The sequence below is a fragment of the candidate division KSB1 bacterium genome, assembly GCA_034505495.1.
GTDB lineage: Bacteria > Zhuqueibacterota > Zhuqueibacteria > Residuimicrobiales > Krinioviventaceae > Fontimicrobium_A.
Window position 1 is genome coordinate 33619 of record JAPDQV010000009.1, and the last position, 21487, is coordinate 55105.

Sequence of the window (21487 nt, forward strand, 5' to 3'; positions counted from 1 at the left end):
TCATTGATCAACCGAATGATGGTCTCGAGCACCTCTCGTTGGCGTCGCGTAAGCTTCTCCATCCTCTCTCCAAAAACAAAAAAGGGTGAACTTGATGTCACCCTATATTACAAAAACCGTTTTCGATTGTCAAGCAAAAAGTCGCGCTTAAACCTCAGGCACGTTGAGGAGCGTTAAAAGCCGTTGATGCACTGCCTCCGGCACTTCTTTTTCCTGCAGAGAGCGGAACAGATGCACCAGTGTTCTCATCGATTCGAGTTGAGTGCGGCATTCCTCACACTGTTCCAAATGCTTTTTCAACTCTATGCACAACTCCGAATCGATGTCTTCGGCAAGCTCATCGCAGAGACGCTGCAATACCTCGGCACAACATTCCATGAAAAGTTCCTCTATTTTACGGTAATGACCGGGCAGCAAGCCTTGCGGATTACGCGATTCGCTTCGCTGCCGATAAACAAATGGCTAAGGGCATTTTGACCATGCGTACCCATGACGATCAGATCGATGCTCTGCGTCTCGGCGTATTCGAGAATTTCATGGGCAATGGATCCCTCGAGCGTAACGGTCTGCACGTCAATTCCCGCGGGCACTTGTGAGGCGGACTGTTTAAGAAGCGCCTCCGAGTTATCGCGGATTTGCGGCGTGATTTCATATATGAGTTCGCCGTCGGCGGCAAAAAACGCCGGCTGCACCAAACCCTCGATCACGTGCAGTAAAAAGATCGTTCCGCCCTCTTCCAGCAGTCCGCAGGCCAAATGTAGAGCCTTGCTGCTCGGCTCCGTAAAGTCGGTCGGCACCAACAGACGCTTGAATTTCGGCGTGATCGACTCGGTAGGAGTTTTGACGTTCATTCGCACGGTCATCACCGGGCAGGATGCATGGTGAACGACCTTGGCGGTAACGCTGCCGAGGAAAAAACGCGACAACGCCGTGCGGCCGTGCGTGCCCATAACGATCAAATCGACGGGATTATCTTCGGCGAAGCGGAGTATCTCCTCGTAAGGGCTGAACCCTCTTTGCACGACATAGCTGACATTTAATCCTGCCGATTGATTCTCGGCAATTAACTTTTCGAATTGACCACCGGCTTGCTCTTCGAGATGCTTGTAAAATTCATCGAGATGTGGAAATGAGAATTGAGGGTCGTAGGGATCGTCGTCGAAAAGGGTAACGACATGGAATAAGGTCAAGTGCGCTGAAAAACGCTTTGCCAATGCCGCGGCATAAATGAAAGCGCGCCGAGACGAATCATAAAAATCAAAGGGCGCCAAAATGTTCTTGATTTCCATAAGGCACCTGCGGCTTTTAGTTCATTTTGATTATTTGATGCAGGAACGGCGTAAAATATTCAAAATTAAAACGAGATGCAACATATTCTATAACGAAATCGGCAGTTTGAATCGCGTCCCGATGAAGATAAAGCCTTTTGAGGACGACTGTCCGGTCAGATTGGCGCCGATGCCGAGCTGCAGATGCTGCCAAAGAATGGCGCTTATTCCGGTACCGACTTGAACGGAATAGTCGCTTTTATCATACCTGGCATTACCGACAATAAAGGCGGCGTCGACTTCAAAAAACCGCTTTTTAACGAACGGCTGCCAGCTTACTCCCAGTCCGATTGAATTGAGAATTTGCGTCTTTTCATCGCCGCCGCCGAACGGTATTTTGCACAGAATAAAGGAGGTCGAGCCGTGAAAAGCTTCGGACCAATGCGGCGCGACAACAAAATATTCGGTAATGCGGTTTTGATTACCGGGGTTCTGCAGAGTAATTTCCAATCGATCGCCGGAACGAATGCGCTCTCTGCCCCGCCAACTCCAAGTGATCTCGTCGTCTCCCGCGGAAACGGCGATGCGGCGGCTGTCGAGAGATTCGGCGCGCACGGCACCGCTCGAGTCGGTCAGCACGCCGTTGATCAACAGCTTTTGCGTACCCAATTTAGGATTGATTCGCGACGGTTTGATGCGAACGGTTATCATCTCTCCCGCTTTAATGATATGGGTGCTTTCCACGCCGCGGAAGCAGGATTCCGGAGGCAAATCGCCCGAGGATGAAAGGTGAAAAACAATATACTCACTGAAGGGCTGCCAGGGGCGTATGGAAAGACGAAAGGCCTCGAACGTAAAGACCGTACCTTGGATATAGGCTTCCAGCGGATAATCGCCGATCCGTACGCGCATCGTGGAGGCAGCCGTTACCCGCACAAAGTCCTCCCGCTGCTCCAGTATCTGAAAAGTGACTTCAGGATCCGCGATACCGAGCAGCATGTCTTTGAGTCGAGCTCCCTTTACCATTATTGTCAGGCTGTCTCCCGGATGGAGGATGAGATTACTCGAAATGGAATCGATACGCGGCGGCAGGCGGCTGCTGAATACACCGCGCCACTGCGGCGGCCGCCCCGTTTCCTGCAGCGTAAAGACATGCTGTCTTTGGAGACGATTTTCAAGTGAAATCGGCACCTCGATTTCCGCCTCGCAGGTGCTGTCGGAGGTGACCACCTGAACTGGAAAGCGCTGTGAATCAATCACAATCTCGTAGGTTTTGCTTTTTTGCAGACGGCGATTTCTATCGACGGCGGCGGTAATCAGCAGGCGGGTCGGTCTGCCGGCGAAAAGGAGCGATTGGTCGACGGGTTCGGCGCGGGCAGGCGCCAACGGCGTCGGCAGAACCAAAAAGATGTTGCTGGTATCGGATTGGCCGTCGGGATTTTCGACGATCAATCGACAACGCACAGCTTCCTCCAGAAGAGGAAGGGAAAAGCGGATTTCGAGTTTGTCCGCTGAAATGCGGCGGCTGCGCAAATCGACCGGCATACCGGTCAGTTTAGCCTTCACTCCCAAGGCAAAGTCGCTGCCTTCGAGCAAAAGGGTTCTGCTTTTACCGTCTGCCGTCAGGTCATTGATCTCGGAAAAAAGTCGCGGCGGCCTGGGTGAACGCAAAAAGAGCTTTTTCACGCCTGCAGGCGCGAAAGCGCTTTTCAGCGTCAGCAATCCTTCTCCCAAAACCGCTTCCGGTTTGATTTCGATTTCAACGCACAAAGCGCCAGTCAGATCAAAAGTGTTCGGAGAGCGGCCTTGTTTTACGGTAATGGCCGGATCGGCAAATTCAATCTGAGCGTCCTGGGGCAGACGTCTGCCGAAAAGGCACAAATGGGCGGTAAGCGGTCGCGCCGGGTCAACAAGAAGAGTATCAATGAGCTTTCTACCCAGAACAGCAACGCGGATGGAATCAATCATTGGCGGGGTCGGAGAAAGAATGTCCAGCACGGCAACGGCTTTTCGCTGCAGATTGGAATCACAAATTGCAAATTGATATTTTCCGCAGCATACAACCTCCGCGTCAAGTCGAAAAGAGACCTCCAATTCGTGAATGCTTTTTGTTTCGACCGATGTAACCTGCAATCCTTCGACTTTGGGCAGAAGAAGAACCGTATCGTTTGGTGAAAAGCGGGTACCGACATCAAAGACGGCGCGCGAGTAAGAAACAATTGAATCGATCGGCGCAAGACGAATCGGCTCAAATCGCAAGGGTTCCTGCGCCCAACCTGTTAAAGTTCCGAGCTGAAGGAACAACAAGATACGGATTATCTTCCAAGCCTTACGCGGAGCAGGTTTGCTTTCCCATCCTCTTTGCATATAAATCAGAACCATCAGCAGATTCCAAATCCTCTTATTGCATGACGACCAAACGTTCGATGACCTCAGCTTTTTCTTCACCGTCGAAAGCGGACAGCCTGTAGAAATATAGTCCGTTGGCAAGTTTCTCACCAGCGGTATCGCAAAGATCATAGGGAATGGCGTTATAGCCGACGGTCGCCTCGCCTTCAGTTTTGTAAATCAGCCTGCCGGAAATCGTAAAAAGTTTGAGGGTTACTCGCGCCGGTTTGTCATTTTCCAGTACAAAAGAAACGACGGTTTGGTCGGCGCAGGGATTGGGAAAGTTGACGACATCCAGCAGACGGAGCGTCGAGGCGATGCGAAAACGGAGGACCCCAAGCGGCTTTGCGGCTGATTCCGGTTCGTGGACAGACAGCTCATATTCACCATCCGACAAAGTATTTACCGGTAAGGTAAAGGCAAGGCCGTCGGTGATGGGACGCCGAGTTGCGGACAGATCAAGAATCTGTCGATTGAGGCGCACGACGGGATCGCCGCTTCCATATTCATGCGAGCATTGAAAGCGAATTTCGATCACCGCATCGCGTTGCAACGGATCACCGTCTGCAAATGTTGGTTCGGCGGCCTCACCGTTAATGAAAAATTTGACCTCCGGCTGTTCGGCGACGAAAGTTGGAAATTCGGAAAGAGCCAGGCGCTGCAGTTGCCCGCCCTTCCACAACGCCGTAGGGAAGAGCTGGGTCGGATTCTGCGGGTAATCGAAAACGAACGTCACCGTATCGCCGGCAACGCCTCCTTCGCGTACCGGTGTTTCCGGATTATCCGGCGGAATATAAATCGGCCCGAATGCGCCTTTTTCGGAATTTATGGTCGTTTGCGCTACGGTTTGTCGGCTGATAAAAGCCGTCAGCGTTTTTCCTTTCACTTTGCGTCCGTCGTTGAATCTGATTTGCCCGGCAAAACCGGCATCTGCAAGACGTTCGGGCTGATACTGTAGTCGGCACGCAGGATCACCAAAAAGGATGTAAAATCGCACATGATCGTCGAAAAACGGATAGTCGGCGTACATGGTAAACAGACCGGCGGTACAGAATTCTCCCAATCTGGTAATGCCTTTTTGATAGAGCGCATCGTAGAGCATGCGGGCTAGGGGAAAAAGCGGCGAGGGATAGGCTTCGCCCGCTGCCGAAAAGCCGCCGATGATTCCGGCCTGATCCTGATTGAACAGCATTTCCGTCAGCGAAGAGTTGGCCGGATTGGGATCGGCAAAGTAGCCGTTGATGCAGCTCATGGTGAAAACAAAAGGGAAAAAACGGCCTCGAGGCAGCAACGGTACCTCTGCACGGGTAAGAATGGAATGCTTGGACCAATTGCCGACACTGCCGTGGCCAAAGTAGTTTATGGTCAATGCTCCTTCACCAAAGATTTCCAGGAGGCGTTTTCTGACTTCGGTTGCGGACGAACGGCTGATGTAAAGGGCTTCGGCTAACACCGTGGGCGGCACAAAGCGCGACGCCAGCGAGGAAGAGGTGTCTTCAAAAGCCATTGTGCCGCCCTCCCCTATATCGGCGACGAACACGGCACGCCGCATTGAAGGTTCGGCGGCTGTTTGATGATAGAGCAGTATTTTCTGTACCATTTGCCGCACTTCGTCGGCTGAACGGGCAGGCAGGCGCCCGACCAGGAGATCAGGCAAAATATCGTCCTCGCCGTCGACGCACGCCAGCCAGTTGTCTGAACACGCCTCGAAATAGTCGACAAGACTCTCGAAAAGGCGCGTCGGGATAAAGTCCGTGGCCTGCTCGCCGCCGTAATTGGGATTGGAAGAATTCAGTCGACGGGGATTCCAGCTTGCATCGCCGACCAGCAGCACATAACGCGGCGCAGGAAGCGGAAACATCTGCATGGCATAGGTCAAAAATCGGCGAATCGCGCGCTCTGATTTTTTGCCGTAATTGAACTCGTCGTAAATGTCCTGAACGTCGATAATTGCTACATTGAGGCCATCCTGCCGATGCCGCTCAGCCAGCGGCGTCAGGGCGGAAACAAACTCGGGGACGGTGATCATAAAATAGTCCGTCTGGCGAAGAGTTTTCCTGAGCGAAGAGATCTCATCCGCAGATATCTTGGACGGTTTGAGCTTTTGCGGCGGCTGAACGGCAAAAATTTCATAGACTCCGGCTTGAGGCAGACGGAAAAGGCGCCTATCCCCTTGTTGTTCCGCATTAACCAGCCGCTTCGGTTGAAAGGGATCGGTCACATCATACAGATCAACGGTTCCCGCGAGATTTTGCAAAACCACGGTTTTCGGTGCATCGAGGTTCAACGTAAAATAGAGCGCCTCAGAGTCCGCCGAATTAACCCGCGGGTAACGCAGCTCGAACCAATCAACAAGCACCCAATCGAGAAAAGAGTCTGTGTCGCCCGGCCCGACAATTTTCAGCGTATTTCCGCTTGCCTTGAGCAGTTGGGTTGAAAAAACGGTCGAGTCGAACAGCGTCACGCGTCCGTCCCAAAATTTATCATAGACAATTTGATCGTTGATCAAGATTTGGGTATGATGATCGGGGAAAACGCTCTGACTTTGGGCATAAGCCTGGATTCTAAATTTTAAAAAGGCTGCACCGCTTGGATCGATCGAGTTGATCGGCAGCGGATAGGTGAGCGTTTTGGGGGCGCGCAAATCGTCCATAAACCACCGCTCGTTGTCGGTATGACCGGGAAAGTCGGCGCGCCGGATGCGGTCTATTTCCAGGCGATAGGTCGCGATGCCGCGGTTGATTAAATCATCGCCTTTGGGATATGCATCCTGTTCCTGCATGCGCAAGCCGTCGCTGCCGCCGTCCGGCGTCAGCCAGTAGACGTTTTCGCTGTTATAGTAATCTTTGTAGGCAACTGCAAAGAACTCAACAGCATCGCCGTCGCTCCACCGGTCGAGGGAAGCGCATTGCATTCGCACAGCGACTTCTTTACCGTCGCAAAAGAGAGCCAAACGCCGAGGTGGACTTTCCAAACGCATTCCCGCCTGCCGAAGATCCGAAGCCGTCAGTCGGTAGAGGCCGGTTTGCGGGATAGTCAGCTTGTACCATTCTGTGCCGCGGTCAAGAAAATAGTCTTCAAGGGGGACAGCTTGGGCTTTCTGCAAAATTTTGGGCACGGATTGATGGTTAATCGTCAAGGCGGACAGCAAAGGATCGGGAGTCGTGTCCGTAAGACGGATTTCGCGGTCTCTTCCAGGCACTGCGTCAAAATAGACGGCTGCTTTCAAGGATCGGCAAAACTGCGCCTCGCCGGTCATCGGATTGACGCGCAGGGGAAAGAAGCGGTAACTGATCATGCGTTGGCCGCGGAACAGGCCTTCCTTGCCAAGTACAATATGGGCGGATGGGAAAAACGTCGATCGTTTATAGACTTCGCCTTCATCGTAGATGAGGGTTCTGTCCTCTGAGAATGCGGATGTTTCCAGCCGCGGAGCGGGCAGAATCCGCGGCAGCCGTCTCGTCTCGATCTCCTGGTCGATGATTTCCAATCGTGCGAGCGTGTTCGGGGGTAGGGTCAACCAAAGCCCCGTCTGCGGCAAAGCAGGTTCTCCGGGGACGCTGTTCTGAGAACAACCGGCAATAGAGGGCAAACAATAATCCATTCCTCCGATTCCCTCAGCGGGAGAAACCAAAACCGACGGGGTAACAAAAGAAAAGACAACGTGCCGCTCGTCCTGCTCCAGCACAACCGGTGCACAAGACTCTTTTGCCAGGATCGAAGCAAAGGTTATGTATATAACAGTGGTTGCAATCCCAAGAATCTCAATCGGCTTTTTGCCCACTAGTCAAGCCTCCCTTGTTGATATTTTTGAAAAATAAAACTCTTTTTGGAAAGAAAAAGTAATTTGCTGTCATTCGAGCGACTGAATCATTATTTGCTTTAGGTAATTATTGAGCATTTATCAAGCAAAGGATCGCGTTTAGAAAAAGTTTAAATCATCTTGACTATCATGTTAAAGTTGGCTATTTTGTTTTAAAAATAGGAGTTTGTCGCCCATGTCCTCTTCCAATAAATTTTCCACCGCCCAGCAGACGGTTTTGGTCATCTTGCGCATGCTGATCGGCTGGCACTTTATGTACGAAGGAGCCGTCAAGCTCTTTAATCCGGGCTGGTCTTCGGCTGTTTTTCTTGCCCGGTCGAAATGGCTCTTTGCAGATTATTTTCATCGCATTGCCGACTCGCCTGCGCTGCTTTCGGTTGTCGACCAATTGAACATTTGGGGGTTGCTCCTCATCGGGTTGGGGTTGTTTTTGGGCGTATTTACGCGGCTTGCAGCCGGTGCGGGATTTCTGCTCTTGGCGCTTTACTATGTCGCCAATCCGCCCATACCCGGATACGGCGTCGGTATGCCGGCCGAAGGCAGCTATCTGCTGGTGGATAAGAATCTCATCGAAATGTTCGCTCTCCTGCTGTTTGTGCTCATTCCAACCGGTCGTCTTTTCGGTTTGGAGGGGCTCTTGAGCGTTATGCGAACCATTCGACAATCCAAAAAGAAAGCTCTTCAAGCGGATGTTAAGGTTAAATCTGCCGCAGATCTGAAGCGTCGCGAAATTCTCAAGAGTCTGGCGTTGATGCCGTTGTTCGGCGGATTCGTTTATGCGTTTGTACGCAAACAGGGATGGGAAAGCTACGAAGAGAAGCACCTGCTTGCGGAAAAAATTCGCGGCCAAACCGACGGGACGACCGGCGCGACCCTCAAAACCTTTCAGTTTACCGAACTGCGGGATTTGAAAGGTGAACTTCCGAAAGGCAAAATTGGAAATCTTGAAATCAGCCGCCTGTTTCTGGGCGGCAATCTGATTGGCGGCTGGGCGCATGCGCGCGATCTAATTTACGTGAGCAAACTGGTCAAAGCTTATCACACCGACCGTAAGATTTTCGATACGTTTTGGCTGGCGGAAAAGGCAGGCATCAATACGATATTGACCAATCCGCAGCTCTGCCGCGTCATCAATGAATATTGGCGCAAGGAAAAAGGGACGATTCAGTTCATCTCCGATTGCGGGTGGAACAATCCCATTGACGGGTTGGAGATCTCGATCGACGGCGGCGCTTGTGCGGCCTATGTTCAGGGCGGCATTGCCGATGCGCTGGTGGAACAAGGAGATTTGGACACGTTCGAAAAATTCTTGGTCAAGGCGAGAGCGAACGGTTTGCCTGCAGGAATCGGCGCACATAAGCTCGAAACGGTCAAGGCCGTGGTCGAGCGCGGCATTCTGCCGGATTTTTGGGTAAAAACCCTGCATCATACTCATTACTGGTCGGCCAATATCGCCAACCAAAACGACAACATTTGGTGCGAGAATCCGGAAGAGACCATCGCCTATATGGAAACGCTCGAACAACCGTGGATCGCGTTTAAAACGTTGGCCGCGGGCGCCATCGAGCCGAAGGATGGATTTTCTTACGCATTCCGCAACGGCGCCGATTTCATCTGTGCCGGCATGTATGATTTTCAGATCGTCGAAGACGTCAACATTGTTTTAGAAATTCTTTCGGGTGATCTGTCTGCTCGTAAACGACCTTGGAGAGCGTGAGAGGCGTGCGGAAATGTGCCCTTTGAATAAGGTTTATTGCCTGCCCTTGTTTTTCCTTCTGCTTGTATCATGCGCCAAGAATCCGTCTGCAGTCGATGACGGCTATGCCCCATACACTCCTATTGTCTCGACCGTTTTCGCAGAGCGGCAAGTTTTCATTCCTACCCCTGCTTCTTTAAGCGGCATCCCTCCTGCATCTTTACATTGGGCGGCAGAAGTGGGCCGCATTGAGGTGACCGATTCGGGAATCGTATTTTTTGCACCTTCTGAGGGGGGATTGGCGCGCATTTTGGTGACAGCGGAGACAAACGAGCCGTCCGCCCTTACAGTCGAGCTGAACATTTATGTGCATCGGCAAATCATCATTTTCAAAGCCGACGACCTGATTTGGGACCGCAAGACGGTTCTGCCTGCGGGATGGTTTCGATTCATCGAATTGATTCGTTCTAAAAAAGCAAGAGCCGCTTTGGGTATTATCGGTAGTTATTTGGAAAAAGCGGATACGCAGTTTTGCAGAATGGTGAAGGATTTGATGGCCGACGGCACTTTTGAGATTTTTAATCACGGCTTTACGCACCAAATCAGCGGATCTGCGGGGTCGAATCCCGACAAGCCCTCTGAATTCTATCGCACCTCGGAAGCCGATCAGTTAACCAGTTTGCGCAAAACCCAACGACTGGCCCGAGAAAAACTTGGACTGACCCTAAGAGCCTTCGGTGCGCCCGGTAACGCGTTTGACAAGACCACCACACGCATTATAAATAAAGACCCTGATATTCTGATTTGGTTTTTCGGCGATCCTGCCTGCTCCAAATTGGTTCTGAAACGAGCGGGAGAAATCGAATATCCAACGCCTAATCCCAGTTTTGCAGAGTTCGCCAAGCGCTATGATCCGATGCGCGAAATGTACGTCTTTCAGATTCATCCGCATCAATGGAAAGAGGCGCAGTTCCAAGAATTCCAAAAAATTCTCGATTTTCTTGTCGAAAAAAAGGTTACCTTTCTCACGCCGACCCAGTATTACCGCATTTTTGTGCAGAATAGAATCCCCTAAACTTGCGCCGATAGCGATTCTGTCTATTTTCCCATCCCCATTAACCGCATAAAAAGCTGCTTTTGGAGCCGCATGGCTTCCAGGCGATCCTGCGGTTCGCTGCGCGCCTCCAACAAGACCCAGCCGCAATAGTCGGTAGCCTTGAGAAGATCGAACAGCTGCCGATAGGGATAATCCGCATCGTCGAGTTCGCGTACGTGGAGCGTTGAGCCGAACCATGGGCGAAGCAAATTAAAGTTATACTCAAAGCCAGGCTCAACAAGATCCTCGGGGTTGCAGTTCCAACAAATGCGGACGTTATTTTCCGTAACTTGATCAAAAATTGCCTTCATGGTTTGCGGCAGCTGCGTCAGCCGACCGTGCACCTCGACGCGAATTTCCTGGCCGTAATCGTGTGCAAAGCGGCCGATCTCATTGAGGGATGCTGCGATTTGGGCTATGGTCTTTTCCGCGGGCACGCCGTCAGGCAAATCGTTCGGCTTTACCTTGACGCCGGAGGCGCCGATGTCATGGCATAATTTGATCAGCTCAAAGGTGCCTTCAATTTGCCTGCGCAGCTCCTGCGGATCCGGCGAATGGTATTCTTGGTTGGAGCCGTAGCCGACGCAGACGATGCCGCTTTCGCGAAAAAGTCGCTTTACCGCAGACCGCTGCTCGCGCGTCAGCGACGGTTCGACTCCGTGGGCGTGTCGTGTTCTTAACTCAACGCCTTCGTATCCGGTTGCCGCGCAGCTTTTCAGCAAGGTCGGCAGATCCCAATCTCTCCCCCATTGATAGGTGACCAGCCCGAATCGCATTTTCTTGGACAAATCTTCTTTTCCCGCAGAGCCGGAAATTGCCCGTCCAGACATGATTGAAAAACCGAGGCTGCAAAGCCCCATTTTCAAAAATGACCGGCGGTCTATACTAAAGGCATTTCCATCCACTGATCCTCACCCTTTCTTTGACTAATTTTCCATATCAGACGGCAGGTCGAGGCCGTAACGCCGAATTTTTTCGTAAAGCGTCTTGCGGTCGATGCCCAATTGTCTGGCTGCCCGGCTGATGTTGTATCCCGCTGCCGCAAGCGTTTTGCGAATGTGCTCGCGCTCTACATCAGCCAAAGACAAAACTTCCGTTGCTTTAGTTTCGACTTGACGACGGATGTGCGGCGGCAAACTCGCAGGACGGATCAAATTGGATTCCTCGACAACCAAGGCCCGCTCGACGGCGTTCTGCAGTTCGCGGATATTTCCGGGCCAAGGATAGTCGAGAAAAAGCTCGATCGCTTCATCGGAAAAACCTTCGACCGGCGTGTTACGACGCTTTATTTTGAATTGCTTGAGGAAATAATTTGCCAATAGAGGAATGTCCTCGCGACGTTCACGCAGCGGCGGAAGCTCGATGGGTATAACGTTAAGACGATAGTAAAGGTCTTCCCGGAATCGTCCCTCCTCCACCGCCTTTTTAAGATCGATATTGGCGGCGGCGATGACACGGACATCGACATGAATGGTCTGTGTGCTGCCGATGCGGCGAATTTCCTTTTCCTGCAGCGTGCGCAGAATTTTGGCTTGAATGCTTAGCGGGATATTGCCGACTTCATCAAAGAAAAAGGTGCCGCTGTGGGCAATCTCAAAGGCGCCGTGTTTGGTTTCCGTTGCGCCGGTAAAAGAGCCTTTGACGTGGCCGAAAAGTTCGCTTTCGAACAGAGTCTCGACCAGCGTACTACAGTCCATGACCACAAACGGTTTGTCGCGTCGGGGTCCTGCGGCATGCACGGCTTTGGCGAAAAGCTCCTTGCCGGTCCCGCTCTCGCCGAGGATGAGCACCGTGCTGTCGGTCGGCGCCGCCTTAAGGATGAGATCATAGACCCTGCGGATGCGCTCACTCTTGCCTATGATGGTCAGAGGAGCGCCGTTGAAGGTTAAATGAAGCCCTGATTCAGGATCGATGTTGTACAACGACCGCTCTTCTTCGATCTTTTTAACCAATCGGACGAGTTTATCCGAGGAACTCGGTTTATCGAGATAATGAAAGGCTCCCAATTTGATTGCTTCTACCGCCGTTTCGATGCTGGAAAAGGCGGTTACTAGAACAAACTCGGCACGCGGCGCCAACTCCTTGCCACTCTGGAGAAACTGGAGCCCGTCCATATCCGGCATCCGATAATCGACGAAAACAATTGCATAATCTCTTTTTTGCAGCTGTTCGAGTCCATCGGCGCCGTCTGCAGCGGTCGTCACGTCATAGCCGTGCTCGGTGAGGATGAGCGCGTAGGTGTGACGGATCATTTCGTCATCGTCGACGATCAGGATGTTGAGCGGCTCGTTCATAAGTATTCTCCGCTTTAAATTTAAACAACCAAGCGAAATTTTCCGATTTTTTTCATTTGGGATCCACGCTTGACATTGACATGAGGAATCGCTAAAATTGCCGGTACAAAATCGTAAAGCCCAACAGGAGAACGGTGAAAATGATAAAACGAAGAGAGTTTTTTACACGAATGGGCGCGGCATTGGGGGCGGCTTCCCTACTTTCTCATTCCGTCAAGCGGGCAGAGGCTGCCGTCGGCATGGAACCGCTGACGCTGGGAATCGCCTCCTACTCTTTTCGCGCGTTCGATCTCGAAACGTGCCTCGAGATGACGAAACGGTTAGACGTTCGGCACATTTGCCTAAAGAGCTTTCATTTGCCGTTGGAAGCTTCACCGGAAGAGATTAAAAAAGCTGCGGAAAAGGTACGCGCAGCCGGAATCGAGCTGTACGGCGGCGGCGTGATCTATATGAACACGGAAGCTGAGGTCAGGCAGGCATTCGAGTATTGTCGAGCTGCCGGCATGCAGATGATGATCGGCGTACCGAAGCACGAACTTTTGGATATGGTCGAACAGCTGGCCGTGCAGCACGATTTGATCGTGGCCATTCACAACCATGGGCCGGGAGATCTGCTTTATCCTACGCCGCAAAGCATTTATGATCGAATCGTGAATCGCAACCGCCGCCTGGGGATCTGCCTGGATATCGGCCATGCCCAGCGATTGGGATTGGATCCGACGGCGCAATTTCGCGCTTACCATGACCGCATCTATGATATTCATATAAAGGATGTCAGCGCTCCGGCTCCCGAAGGCACGACGGTGGAAATCGGACGCGGCGTCATCGATATCCCAAAATTTCTTAAAACTGTCGCGGAAATGCATTACAAAGGACGTCTTTCACTCGAATATGAAAAGGACGAAAAAGATCCCCTGCCCGGCGCCGCCGAGTCGATCGGATATTTGCGCGGTGTTATGGCGACCTGGTGAGCCAACGACGAAAGGATCCTCTATGTACGGCAAACGATTACTTTTTCTGACATGCATCGGCAGTCTGTTCATCGTCTGCAAGAATTCCCGGCAAACCGAGGCGATGTTTACTCTTATGACGCTCGATCCCGGCCACTTTCACGCGGCACTGGTGCAGAAAACCATGTATCCGCAGGTTTCCCCTCAAGTCTATGTCTATGCGCCGGACGGCGACGAACTATACGAGCATCTACGCCGCATCGAATCTTATAACTCGCGGCCGGAGAATCCCACGCGTTGGCAGGAAATCGTCTATCGAGGCGATGACTATTTGCAGAAACTTTTGCAGGAAAAGCCGGGGAACGTGCTGGTGACTGCCGGCAACAACCGCCGAAAAGCGGAATACATTAAAGCCGCCGTCGACGCCGGAATTCACGTTTTGGCGGACAAACCGTTGTGCATCGACGCCCAAGGGTTCGAGCTGATCAAAGAGGCGTTCGCATCTGCAGAAAAAAAAGGCGTGCTGCTTTACGACATCATGACTGAACGCTACGAAATTACGACCATTCTGCAAAAGCGCTTGTCCGGCATACCGGATGTTTTTGGCGAACTGCTGACAGGAACGCCGGACGAACCCGCTATAACCAAAGAAAGCGTGCACCACTTTTTCAAGTATGTTTCCGGCGCGCCGCTCAAACGGCCGGCCTGGTTCTTTGACACCACCCAGCAGGGCGAAGGCCTCGTCGACGTAACGACGCATCTGATCGATCTGATTCAGTGGGAATGCTTTCCGGAACAGATTTTGGACTATCGAAACGATGTCGAGATCTTACGCGCGCGCCGTTGGCCGACCATCTTGACTCCTGCTCAGTTCAAGCAGGTCACTCATCTGGACGATTATCCTGACTACCTAAAGCCTTATGTCAGCGACGGAAATCTGGTTGTATTCAGCAACGGCGAGATCGTTTATCGCCTAAAAAACATCCATGCCAAAGTGTCGGTACTTTGGAATTTTCAGGCTCCCGAAGGCGGAGGCGACACCCATTTTTCCATCATGCGCGGCAGTAAAGCGGATTTAATCATTCGTCAAGGCAAAGCGGAAAATTATCGCCCCGAATTGTATGTGCGTCCCAATTCAAAAGCTTTAACGGCAGAATTCGAAAAGGCCCTGCAGGCGGCGATCGAAAAGCTGGCCAACGAATATCCTGGCCTTGGTCTCGAACGCGGTAATGACGAGTGGCGGGTCCTTGTGCCCGACAAATATCGCGTCGGCCATGAAGCCCATTTCGCGCAGGTGATGGAAAAGTTCCTCAGTTATCTTCAGGCGGGAAAATTGCCGGACTGGGAAGTCCCGAACATGATCGCCAAGTATTACACAACAACGGCGGCGCTGCAGAAAGCTCTTATGGAAAACTAAAAAGGGCTTTTTACAAAGCCCTTTTTAGCCTTACCGACTCATTTTACGGCGGCTTTTATCCGTTTGTAATCGATTCGTCTTTGAGAATCATTTTGACGATCCTGCCGGACTGAACCACATAGGTGATGCCCGGATAGATCCACGCATCTCCGTTCTTTTGCAGCGGCTGGCCGTATTTCTGCACAAGTTCGCCGGATGCGCTTCCGATGCCGATCATTTCGGGCGTAAGGCCGTCATACGGCGCATAGACTTCGATATAGTTCACTTTGCCGCTGCCGTAGAGAATCATCGAATTGGTGGTCACGCTAAAGTGAACGCCTAGATCGTCATAGGTAAAATGGTGGATGAACACCGTTTTCTCCGGCCTTTCATACCAATTGCGGTCGGGTTTTCCCAGTTTGTTCTGCACCATCGTATAGGTGTCTCCCAAATCGACGTTGGCCGCGCCGACACCCGGATAGACCTCGACCTCTCGCTCATAAGTTAAAAAAACTTTGAGCAGGTGTTCGCCGCCGTTTGAAACGAATTTGACCTCGTCTTGATACTGCCCGTATTTCAACATGCGCAGGCGGGCTCGAAACGGAACCTTTTCCGGCCGATCAAAGACACTTCCCGACGTAACCTCGAACTTGAGCCACTCCGGCGCGCGATCGATTCTCCACACCAACTCGCCGCCGCCCGCATTGCGGATTTCCAGCTGGGTGTAAGTGAAACGGCGATCCATGTTGACGATCGGCACATCGATGCCCAACACGGGCGCTCTGTAGACCAGCCTCAATTGAATCTCGGCATTGCCGCCGTTGGAATCGATGCGAAGGACGCCGGTATGGGTGCCGTATTCCAAGACTGCAAAGTTGGTCTGCAGCTTGAGCACAAAAGTGTCCTGCGTAACCCAGCCGACCATATTGCTGACATTCAGCCAACTCGGCTTTTCGGCTATCGACCACTTGAGCTGGCCGCCGCCGGCATTGACAATTAGAATTTGGTCGTAACGTGAGCTGCCGCTGAGATTCATTTCCGTTTTGTCCACGGAAAGTTGCGGCGGCCGGTTGTCGATGGTGCTGCTCGGCGATTTATTGCAGGAAGCGAGCTGAAGCACGATCATAAAAACAAGGGTAAAGATCAACAAACTTCTCTTCATACATTCCTCAAAATGATTTACTCTCCCTATGCGTTTAAAAATATAAAACTCTAAACTGTTCGCCAAGAAAAGGTTCAGTTAAGGCAGAGAGCGTAACAGTTCTTCCAATTCGTTTTGGGTTGCGCCCCATTGCGCATACAATTCATCGATTTTTACTTTAATAAGATTCAATTCACGAGCCAAAGATGCAACCCGAGCGCCGTCTTTATAGGTCTGCGGATCGGCCAAAAGTCGCTCCACCTCTTCTCGACGTGCTTCTTGCTGCATGATTTCAGTTTCAAATTGGTTGATCAACGTCGTTAGTTCATTACGCCGCTTTGATACAGCCTGCCGGGCTTCAGCTTCCCGACGCTTTTCTTCCTTGGATTTATATCCGGGGGATGATGTTTTTTCATTACGCTCGGGGGGTGGCGATTCGGGAAGCGGCCGGCGGAGCCGCAAATAGTCGCTATAGTTGCCTTCGTATTGATGCAGCTCGCCATCGCGAAGCTCGAACACACGATTGACGATTTTGTCGAGGAAATAGCGGTCGTGAGAGATGAGCAACAGCGTACCGTCGTAAGAGGACAAGGCTTCTTCCAAAGCCTCGCGGGAAGCCATATCCAGGTGATTGGTCGGCTCGTCCATAATAAGAAAATTGGCCGGCGAGAGAAGGAAGCGACAAAGCGAGACGCGCGCCTTTTCCCCTCCGGAAAGAACGGCGATCGGTTTAAAAACGTCGTCGCCGTGAAATCCGAACAAGCCGAGCAGGTTGCGAACGTGTTGAATCTGTTCTTCGGCGCAAAAGCCGAGCACCTGATCGATGACCGTCAATGAAAGATCGAGAGCCTCGGTCTGATGCTGGGCATAGTAACCGACGGTCACTCTCCTGCCGAGCTGTACGTAACCCTGCTGCGGCGATAAAAATCCGGCCATCAGCTTGGCCAGCGTCGTCTTGCCGACGCCGTTTTCCCCCACCAGCGCCGCCTTTTGTCCGCGATAGAGGTCGAGTGAGATATTTCTCAACACCCAATCGCGATCGTAGCGAAACCAAACATTCCGCAAATGAATAATGTCGTGATAACTTTCCTCGGCGGCCTGCAGTCTGATCCGATAGCTCTTGGGAGCTGTTTCCAGCTCGACATCCTGTAGTTTTTCCAACGCCTTGATGCGGCTTTGAACTTGACGCGCCTTGGTTGCTTTATAGCGGAAACGGTCGATAAACTCCTGCTGCTTTTTTCGCTCTTTTACGACCAAGAGCGATTGCTTAAGGGCGGTCTCCCGTTCGAAGGCCTTTTGCCGTTCATAAGCATGATAGTTGCCCGTGTAGCCCTTTAGTCGTCCGTTATAAAGCTCGTAGATTTTTTGTGCGATGCGGTCGATAAAAAAGCGATCGTGCGAGATGACGACCACGCTGCCGCGAAAATCTGAGAGATACTCTTCCAGCCACTCCAAAGAAGCGATATCCAAATGATTCGTCGGCTCGTCGAGAAGCAGGAGATCGGGATTCATCAGCAGCAGCCTGGCCAAATAGACGCGCATTCGCTTGCCGCCGCTGAACTCGTGTAAAGAACGATTGAAATCGTCCGGTTTGAAGCCGAGGCCGCTGAGTACGGCCTTGGCCTGCGTTTCGATCTTGTAGCCGTCGAGTGCCTGGAATCGGTGCTCGATCTCTCCCAACTGCGCAATCAGCTCCTCACTGGGATTCGCCTGTAATTGTCGGCGAAGCTCCTCCATCCTTTCGGCAAGCTTTAGCGCTTCCTCTTTGCCTGCTATGACGCAGTCGAGAATGGGTTGGTCGCGTTGATCGATCTCTTCTTGCGGCAAATAGCCGATACGATAGTCTTTCGGTTTGAGGATGTTCCCCCGATCGGGTCGGATTTCACCCGTCAGAATCCGGCAGAGCGTGGTTTTACCTGCGCCGTTCGGCCCGACAAGCGCGGCTCGACTTCCTTGGGGAATAGCCCAATCAATGCCGCGCAAAAGTTGTCGCACGCCGATTTCGTAGTAAATACCCTGGAGGCTGACCATATATCAGAGTTGTAAGTCTCTCGGGCGAACTTTTAAATGAGTGGAAGGTCTCATCAAGACAAAAAGCTTACGCTATTCTTTTTCAAGCTCGGCAATGACGTGATAGATCTCCTTGTTGCCGAATTTCGTCTGATCAAGATAGATGGTTTTGGTGCGATATCCCGGCGAGGAAACCTGCAGCACATGGCCGGATGCTCGGCTCACCGGCGTCCGCAACGGAGACTGACCGACCACTTTGTCGTCTATGATGATTTGAGCGTGCTCCGGTACAGTATTGATCTGCAGCAGGACCTGGCCGGAACCTTCATCCGGCGGAAAATCGCTTTCGGTTGCGCCGGTTGGGACGTATTCCATCTCCAGCGACTCCATGCGGGCGGTGAAATACATGGTGCGATTGACCGGCTCGCCGTTCGGCTTTTTGACGATCTCGGCAGTCACTACGGTCCGTTTGTCATGCTGCACCCGAATGAGGTCTTCGCTCAAAATCGGATATTCTTCCTCCCCCCAGCCGATGTTGGCAATATAGACCGCGCGCAGCTTGTAATATCCGGGTCGGAGGCGGAACTTGTAGACAAAGGTATTTTGAATGTTGGAAACCAGCCAATCGGGATCGATCGGTCGATCGTTCAAATAGAGCTCGACGCGGTTTTTATAGCTGCTTCTGGGATCCGCTACGTTTTTAATTTCGACTACAAGGTTTTCAGCGATCTGGGAAGGCAATTCCAATTGCTTGACCGGGCGAATGGCGTTGTAAGCCTCATCAACCGTTACTCGGCCTTTACAGCTCAACAAAATCACGAAAAAAAGAAAAGTGAACAAGAGAACTTTTTTCATCGCTCGCTTCTCCTATTTTGGGTCGTTCTTAAGACGCCTTTCAGCCCCCGATCGTTTACGGCTTGGATGGCTGAGGCCTGCGGCTATGCGATGGGCAACGGCGCGGTATTCGCCCCAATGACGCCAACGCTCGATGGTAAAGCTCTCCAATTGTTCGATTACTTTTGCCAAATAGGGTCTCGGCACCCATTCATAACCGCTGATATTCTCGCTCGAATCAAGCGGCCGCGGCTGAGTGCCTTCCGTAACAACCTCGAACAGATAGGAGCATAGTCCCATTTTTCGTCGTGCGCAAACTATCGAGGAAAGTACAAGGCCGCGAAAGTGGATAAAGAGAGGCGAGAAAGAAGTCTCTTCGGCGAGTTCACGATGCAGAGCCTGCAGGACGGTTTCGTTCGGTTTGATTCCTCCGGTCGGTAAACGAAAGGTGTTCGGCGGATAGAACGGCTTGGTATGGAGCAGTATGCGGTTCTGGCTGCTACGGATGATTAGGACAACCTCGCCCCTTCTGTCCCTTTTTTCATAATAAATTTGCTGTAAGCCGTAAAAATATTGCCTGCCCACCTGCAGCTTGGCGCGATAAAAATCGGTTGGCCCGTATTTTTCGCACAACTCGATCACTTCATTGGCATGCAGCCATGGGGCATGAAGCTCTGAGTGCAGCACGTCCTTCCAGTCGGCCGGCCTAATCCGCGTCGTCATCCTCTTCCTTTTCGGCGTCCTCGTTGTATTCTTGCTCTTTTACCCATTGAAACTTGGTGCGCAGAGTGCGGGAGTAATACTTTTCCAGCACGTCATAGTTAACCTGCAGACCCCAATTGTAGTAGACCCTCGGATCAATATAAGACTTTTGGCTGGTCGTCAAATTCCATTCGCGGTTCTCCATGGCGATGGTCATTTGCGCCCGCAGCTTTCCCAAGGCAAAGTTCGCTTTTTCTTCGCGATCTTGAAGCGTTTCGATCTTTTTCTGCAGGGTCTCGATCTTTTTTCGATAGCGCTCGACAAGTTTTTCTTTGTTCTTGCCGGCTTCTTTTTTCTTTTGCGACGCCTCTTTTTTCAGCTGTTTCAACGCCTCGTTTGCGGCTTTTAGCTGTTCCTGGATCTGCTTCAATCGTGCGGAAAGGGCTTTTTCCCGTTCTTTAAAGCGCTTGCGGCGTTCAGCCCAGTTCTTCGGCGCCTGGCGGGTGTGATTGCAGAGGATCGCCGCTTCGGTGTTGGCCTTTGTTGCCGCAGCCCATTTTACATATTCCGGATCATCGGCATCGACATCGGAAGCGGCCAGTGAACGACTGACGACCTGAGTGGCGTGATGTGTACGGAACACCTTGGCGGTCAATCCCGGCATGGCCTTTGACAGAAAGGCGTTGACATTGCGGCTGCTGACATCCGGGAAAATCTGCGGCTTGTTGTAGGCAGGATGCTTTTTATTGTTTTTTGCCGAAGCCGAAGGCCTCGCCTGGGCTACCAATTCCTTTAGATTTTCGACGACCTGCGGCGGTAATGGAATGCGCTTATGCCAAAGAACCGAGTCTTTGCCTAAAAATTTAAACTCTACGGTGCCGTCATCATGAAACTTTAGGTGTTCAGGACGCAGTGTGGTGGCGCCGACCGTATCCGCTTCATCCGGGTCCTTTTCGTCGCCGACGCGCAGGCAAAGATGATCGATCAACGCGCAGGCGGTGGCAATTTTGCGAATTTTCGGGTCAGGATCCGTAAGTCCTTTGGCTATATGCTCCCGCACCGCCTCGATTTTTCCCGCCAGCTCGATGGCCTTGTCGAATTTTTGCGCCTCGCGTCTTTGCTTGATCGGCGTGTTGTCGTGCAGCCAAATGTATTTGAGCTTTCCTGAAAGCTTGTCTTCCCAGCGCGCTACCCACAGGCTATCGGGCTGCCAAACGATTTCTTTCCATTCCGACGGATCGATTTCGGCGTCCGGACTCAAGTTGAGGGTAACGTCTTTTTTCTGTGCGCCCTCTTTCCAGCGGCCGCGCAAGGGATGTTTGCCTCGTCCCATAAAAATGCCGGACGGCTCAGTCATGTAGGTCGCCAGTTCAATCCGTTCGCCGTCGGCAATGGCATAGCCGTATTGTTCTTTGAGCTGTTCGCGCAAAGCCTTTCGCTGCGCCGCCAAAGCTTTGCGCTCCTCTTTGCTCATAGCTTCGCGTTTGGCTTTTTCGGCGGCAACAAACTCGATGACCTCGCTGAAATCGATCTGATCGATCTGCAGCGGCTTTTCGAATCCCAAGGCGCGGCTGAAATCGGCCATAAAGTTTTTGACGAAAACCAAATCCTGCACATACGGCGTGCCGAGCTTTTTCACCCACGCTAATGCCATTTCTTCCTGCTTGGGTGTCAATTTGTGCGGTTTGCCGTCGATTTTAATCGTCAGACCCTGATAAGGAGGCGGTTCCGGTACAAGAACGCCCCTATGAATAAGCTGCTTGAGCATAGGCTCCCTATTTTTGCATAACATGAAGATTTTAAATTAACAAACTTTATATAATTTTTGCAAGCCAATAATTGCAAAAGAGTTGTCTATTAAAAGAATTGACTCACGCCGGAAAAATTCT

General features: G+C 51.8%; 15 protein-coding genes. 4 read left to right on the top strand and 11 right to left on the bottom strand.

What is annotated here, in order from left to right; genetic code table 11:
• Nucleotides 1-147 precede the first annotated feature (147 nt).
• The 4 genes from ONB24_05790 to ONB24_05805 all read right to left on the bottom strand — a co-directional run bounded on the left by ONB24_05790 (nucleotide 148) and on the right by ONB24_05805 (nucleotide 7440).
• Nucleotides 148-378, bottom strand: a complete 231-nt coding sequence (locus ONB24_05790; protein MDZ7315617.1) for a hypothetical protein — start codon at nucleotides 376-378, stop codon at nucleotides 148-150.
• Nucleotides 379-389: 11 nt separating this feature from the next.
• Nucleotides 390-1289, bottom strand: a complete 900-nt coding sequence (locus ONB24_05795) for a universal stress protein (GenBank protein ID MDZ7315618.1) — start codon at nucleotides 1287-1289, stop codon at nucleotides 390-392.
• Nucleotides 1290-1376: 87 nt separating this feature from the next.
• Nucleotides 1377-3650: a hypothetical protein gene (locus tag ONB24_05800; protein MDZ7315619.1), complete on the bottom strand. Its 2274-nt coding sequence runs from the start codon at nucleotides 3648-3650 to the stop codon at nucleotides 1377-1379.
• Nucleotides 3651-3669: 19 nt separating this feature from the next.
• On the bottom strand, nucleotides 3670-7440 hold the full coding sequence (locus ONB24_05805) for a C25 family cysteine peptidase (GenBank protein ID MDZ7315620.1): 3771 nt from the start codon (nucleotides 7438-7440) through the stop codon (nucleotides 3670-3672).
• 214 nt (nucleotides 7441-7654) lie between these two features.
• Here ONB24_05805 and ONB24_05810 point away from each other — a divergent pair, with 214 nt between their 5' ends.
• Together ONB24_05810 and ONB24_05815 are read left to right on the top strand one after the other, a co-directional pair.
• The gene (locus ONB24_05810) at nucleotides 7655-9196 is read left to right on the top strand and encodes a DoxX family membrane protein (protein ID MDZ7315621.1); all 1542 of its coding nucleotides are present in this window, start codon (nucleotides 7655-7657) and stop codon (nucleotides 9194-9196) included.
• Between the two features lie 22 nt (nucleotides 9197-9218).
• Nucleotides 9219-10250: a DUF2334 domain-containing protein gene (locus ONB24_05815; protein MDZ7315622.1), complete on the top strand. Its 1032-nt coding sequence runs from the start codon at nucleotides 9219-9221 to the stop codon at nucleotides 10248-10250.
• 23 nt (nucleotides 10251-10273) lie between these two features.
• On the opposite strand, the gene ONB24_05820 is transcribed toward ONB24_05815, so the two are convergent.
• Nucleotides 10274-11059 carry a sugar phosphate isomerase/epimerase gene (locus tag ONB24_05820; GenBank protein ID MDZ7315623.1) on the bottom strand — a complete coding sequence of 262 codons (786 nt, stop codon included), beginning with the start codon at nucleotides 11057-11059 and terminating at the stop codon, nucleotides 10274-10276.
• A 138-nt stretch (nucleotides 11060-11197) separates the two neighbouring features.
• The gene (locus ONB24_05825; protein MDZ7315624.1) at nucleotides 11198-12565 is read right to left on the bottom strand and encodes a sigma-54 dependent transcriptional regulator; all 1368 of its coding nucleotides are present in this window, start codon (nucleotides 12563-12565) and stop codon (nucleotides 11198-11200) included.
• Between the two features lie 140 nt (nucleotides 12566-12705).
• On the opposite strand from ONB24_05825, the gene ONB24_05830 reads away from it, so the two are divergent.
• Complete coding sequence (locus ONB24_05830; GenBank protein MDZ7315625.1) at nucleotides 12706-13536, top strand: sugar phosphate isomerase/epimerase; 831 nt, start codon at nucleotides 12706-12708, stop codon at nucleotides 13534-13536.
• A gap of 22 nt (nucleotides 13537-13558) precedes the next feature.
• A complete protein-coding gene (locus ONB24_05835; GenBank protein MDZ7315626.1) occupies nucleotides 13559-14932 on the top strand; it encodes an oxidoreductase in 1374 nt (457 codons plus the stop codon).
• A 55-nt stretch (nucleotides 14933-14987) separates the two neighbouring features.
• On the opposite strand, the gene ONB24_05840 is transcribed toward ONB24_05835, so the two are convergent.
• The 5 genes from ONB24_05840 to ONB24_05860 form a co-directional block, all read right to left on the bottom strand.
• Nucleotides 14988-16073: a hypothetical protein gene (locus tag ONB24_05840; protein ID MDZ7315627.1), complete on the bottom strand. Its 1086-nt coding sequence runs from the start codon at nucleotides 16071-16073 to the stop codon at nucleotides 14988-14990.
• Nucleotides 16074-16151: 78 nt separating this feature from the next.
• A complete protein-coding gene (locus ONB24_05845) occupies nucleotides 16152-18047 on the bottom strand; it encodes an ABC-F family ATP-binding cassette domain-containing protein (protein ID MDZ7315628.1) in 1896 nt (631 codons plus the stop codon).
• Nucleotides 18048-18155: 108 nt separating this feature from the next.
• Nucleotides 18156-18917, bottom strand: coding sequence for a PEGA domain-containing protein (locus tag ONB24_05850; GenBank protein ID MDZ7315629.1), 762 nt, complete (start codon nucleotides 18915-18917; stop codon nucleotides 18156-18158).
• A 12-nt stretch (nucleotides 18918-18929) separates the two neighbouring features.
• On the bottom strand, nucleotides 18930-19619 hold the full coding sequence (locus ONB24_05855; GenBank protein MDZ7315630.1) for an NUDIX hydrolase: 690 nt from the start codon (nucleotides 19617-19619) through the stop codon (nucleotides 18930-18932).
• Complete coding sequence (locus tag ONB24_05860) at nucleotides 19603-21366, bottom strand: DNA topoisomerase I (GenBank protein ID MDZ7315631.1); 1764 nt, start codon at nucleotides 21364-21366, stop codon at nucleotides 19603-19605. The genes ONB24_05855 and ONB24_05860 overlap by 17 nt, the downstream gene beginning before the upstream one ends.
• Nucleotides 21367-21487: the final 121 nt, after the last annotated feature.

What these genes read in the sequence shown, in the direction of transcription:
- ONB24_05790 (MDZ7315617.1), bottom strand. Translation starts at nt 378, where the DNA reads ATGGAATGTTGTGCCGAGGTATTGCAGCGTCTCTGCGATGAGCTTGCC.
- ONB24_05795 (MDZ7315618.1), bottom strand. Translation starts at nt 1,289, where the DNA reads ATGGAAATCAAGAACATTTTGGCGCCCTTTGATTTTTATGATTCGTCT.
- ONB24_05800 (MDZ7315619.1), bottom strand. Translation starts at nt 3,650, where the DNA reads ATGGTTCTGATTTATATGCAAAGAGGATGGGAAAGCAAACCTGCTCCG.
- ONB24_05810 (MDZ7315621.1), top strand. Translation starts at nt 7,655, where the DNA reads ATGTCCTCTTCCAATAAATTTTCCACCGCCCAGCAGACGGTTTTGGTC.
- ONB24_05825 (MDZ7315624.1), bottom strand. Translation starts at nt 12,565, where the DNA reads ATGAACGAGCCGCTCAACATCCTGATCGTCGACGATGACGAAATGATC.
- ONB24_05830 (MDZ7315625.1), top strand. Translation starts at nt 12,706, where the DNA reads ATGATAAAACGAAGAGAGTTTTTTACACGAATGGGCGCGGCATTGGGG.
- ONB24_05835 (MDZ7315626.1), top strand. Translation starts at nt 13,559, where the DNA reads ATGTACGGCAAACGATTACTTTTTCTGACATGCATCGGCAGTCTGTTC.
- ONB24_05840 (MDZ7315627.1), bottom strand. Translation starts at nt 16,073, where the DNA reads ATGAAGAGAAGTTTGTTGATCTTTACCCTTGTTTTTATGATCGTGCTT.
- ONB24_05850 (MDZ7315629.1), bottom strand. Translation starts at nt 18,917, where the DNA reads ATGAAAAAAGTTCTCTTGTTCACTTTTCTTTTTTTCGTGATTTTGTTG.
- ONB24_05855 (MDZ7315630.1), bottom strand. Translation starts at nt 19,619, where the DNA reads ATGACGACGCGGATTAGGCCGGCCGACTGGAAGGACGTGCTGCACTCA.
- ONB24_05860 (MDZ7315631.1), bottom strand. Translation starts at nt 21,366, where the DNA reads ATGCTCAAGCAGCTTATTCATAGGGGCGTTCTTGTACCGGAACCGCCT.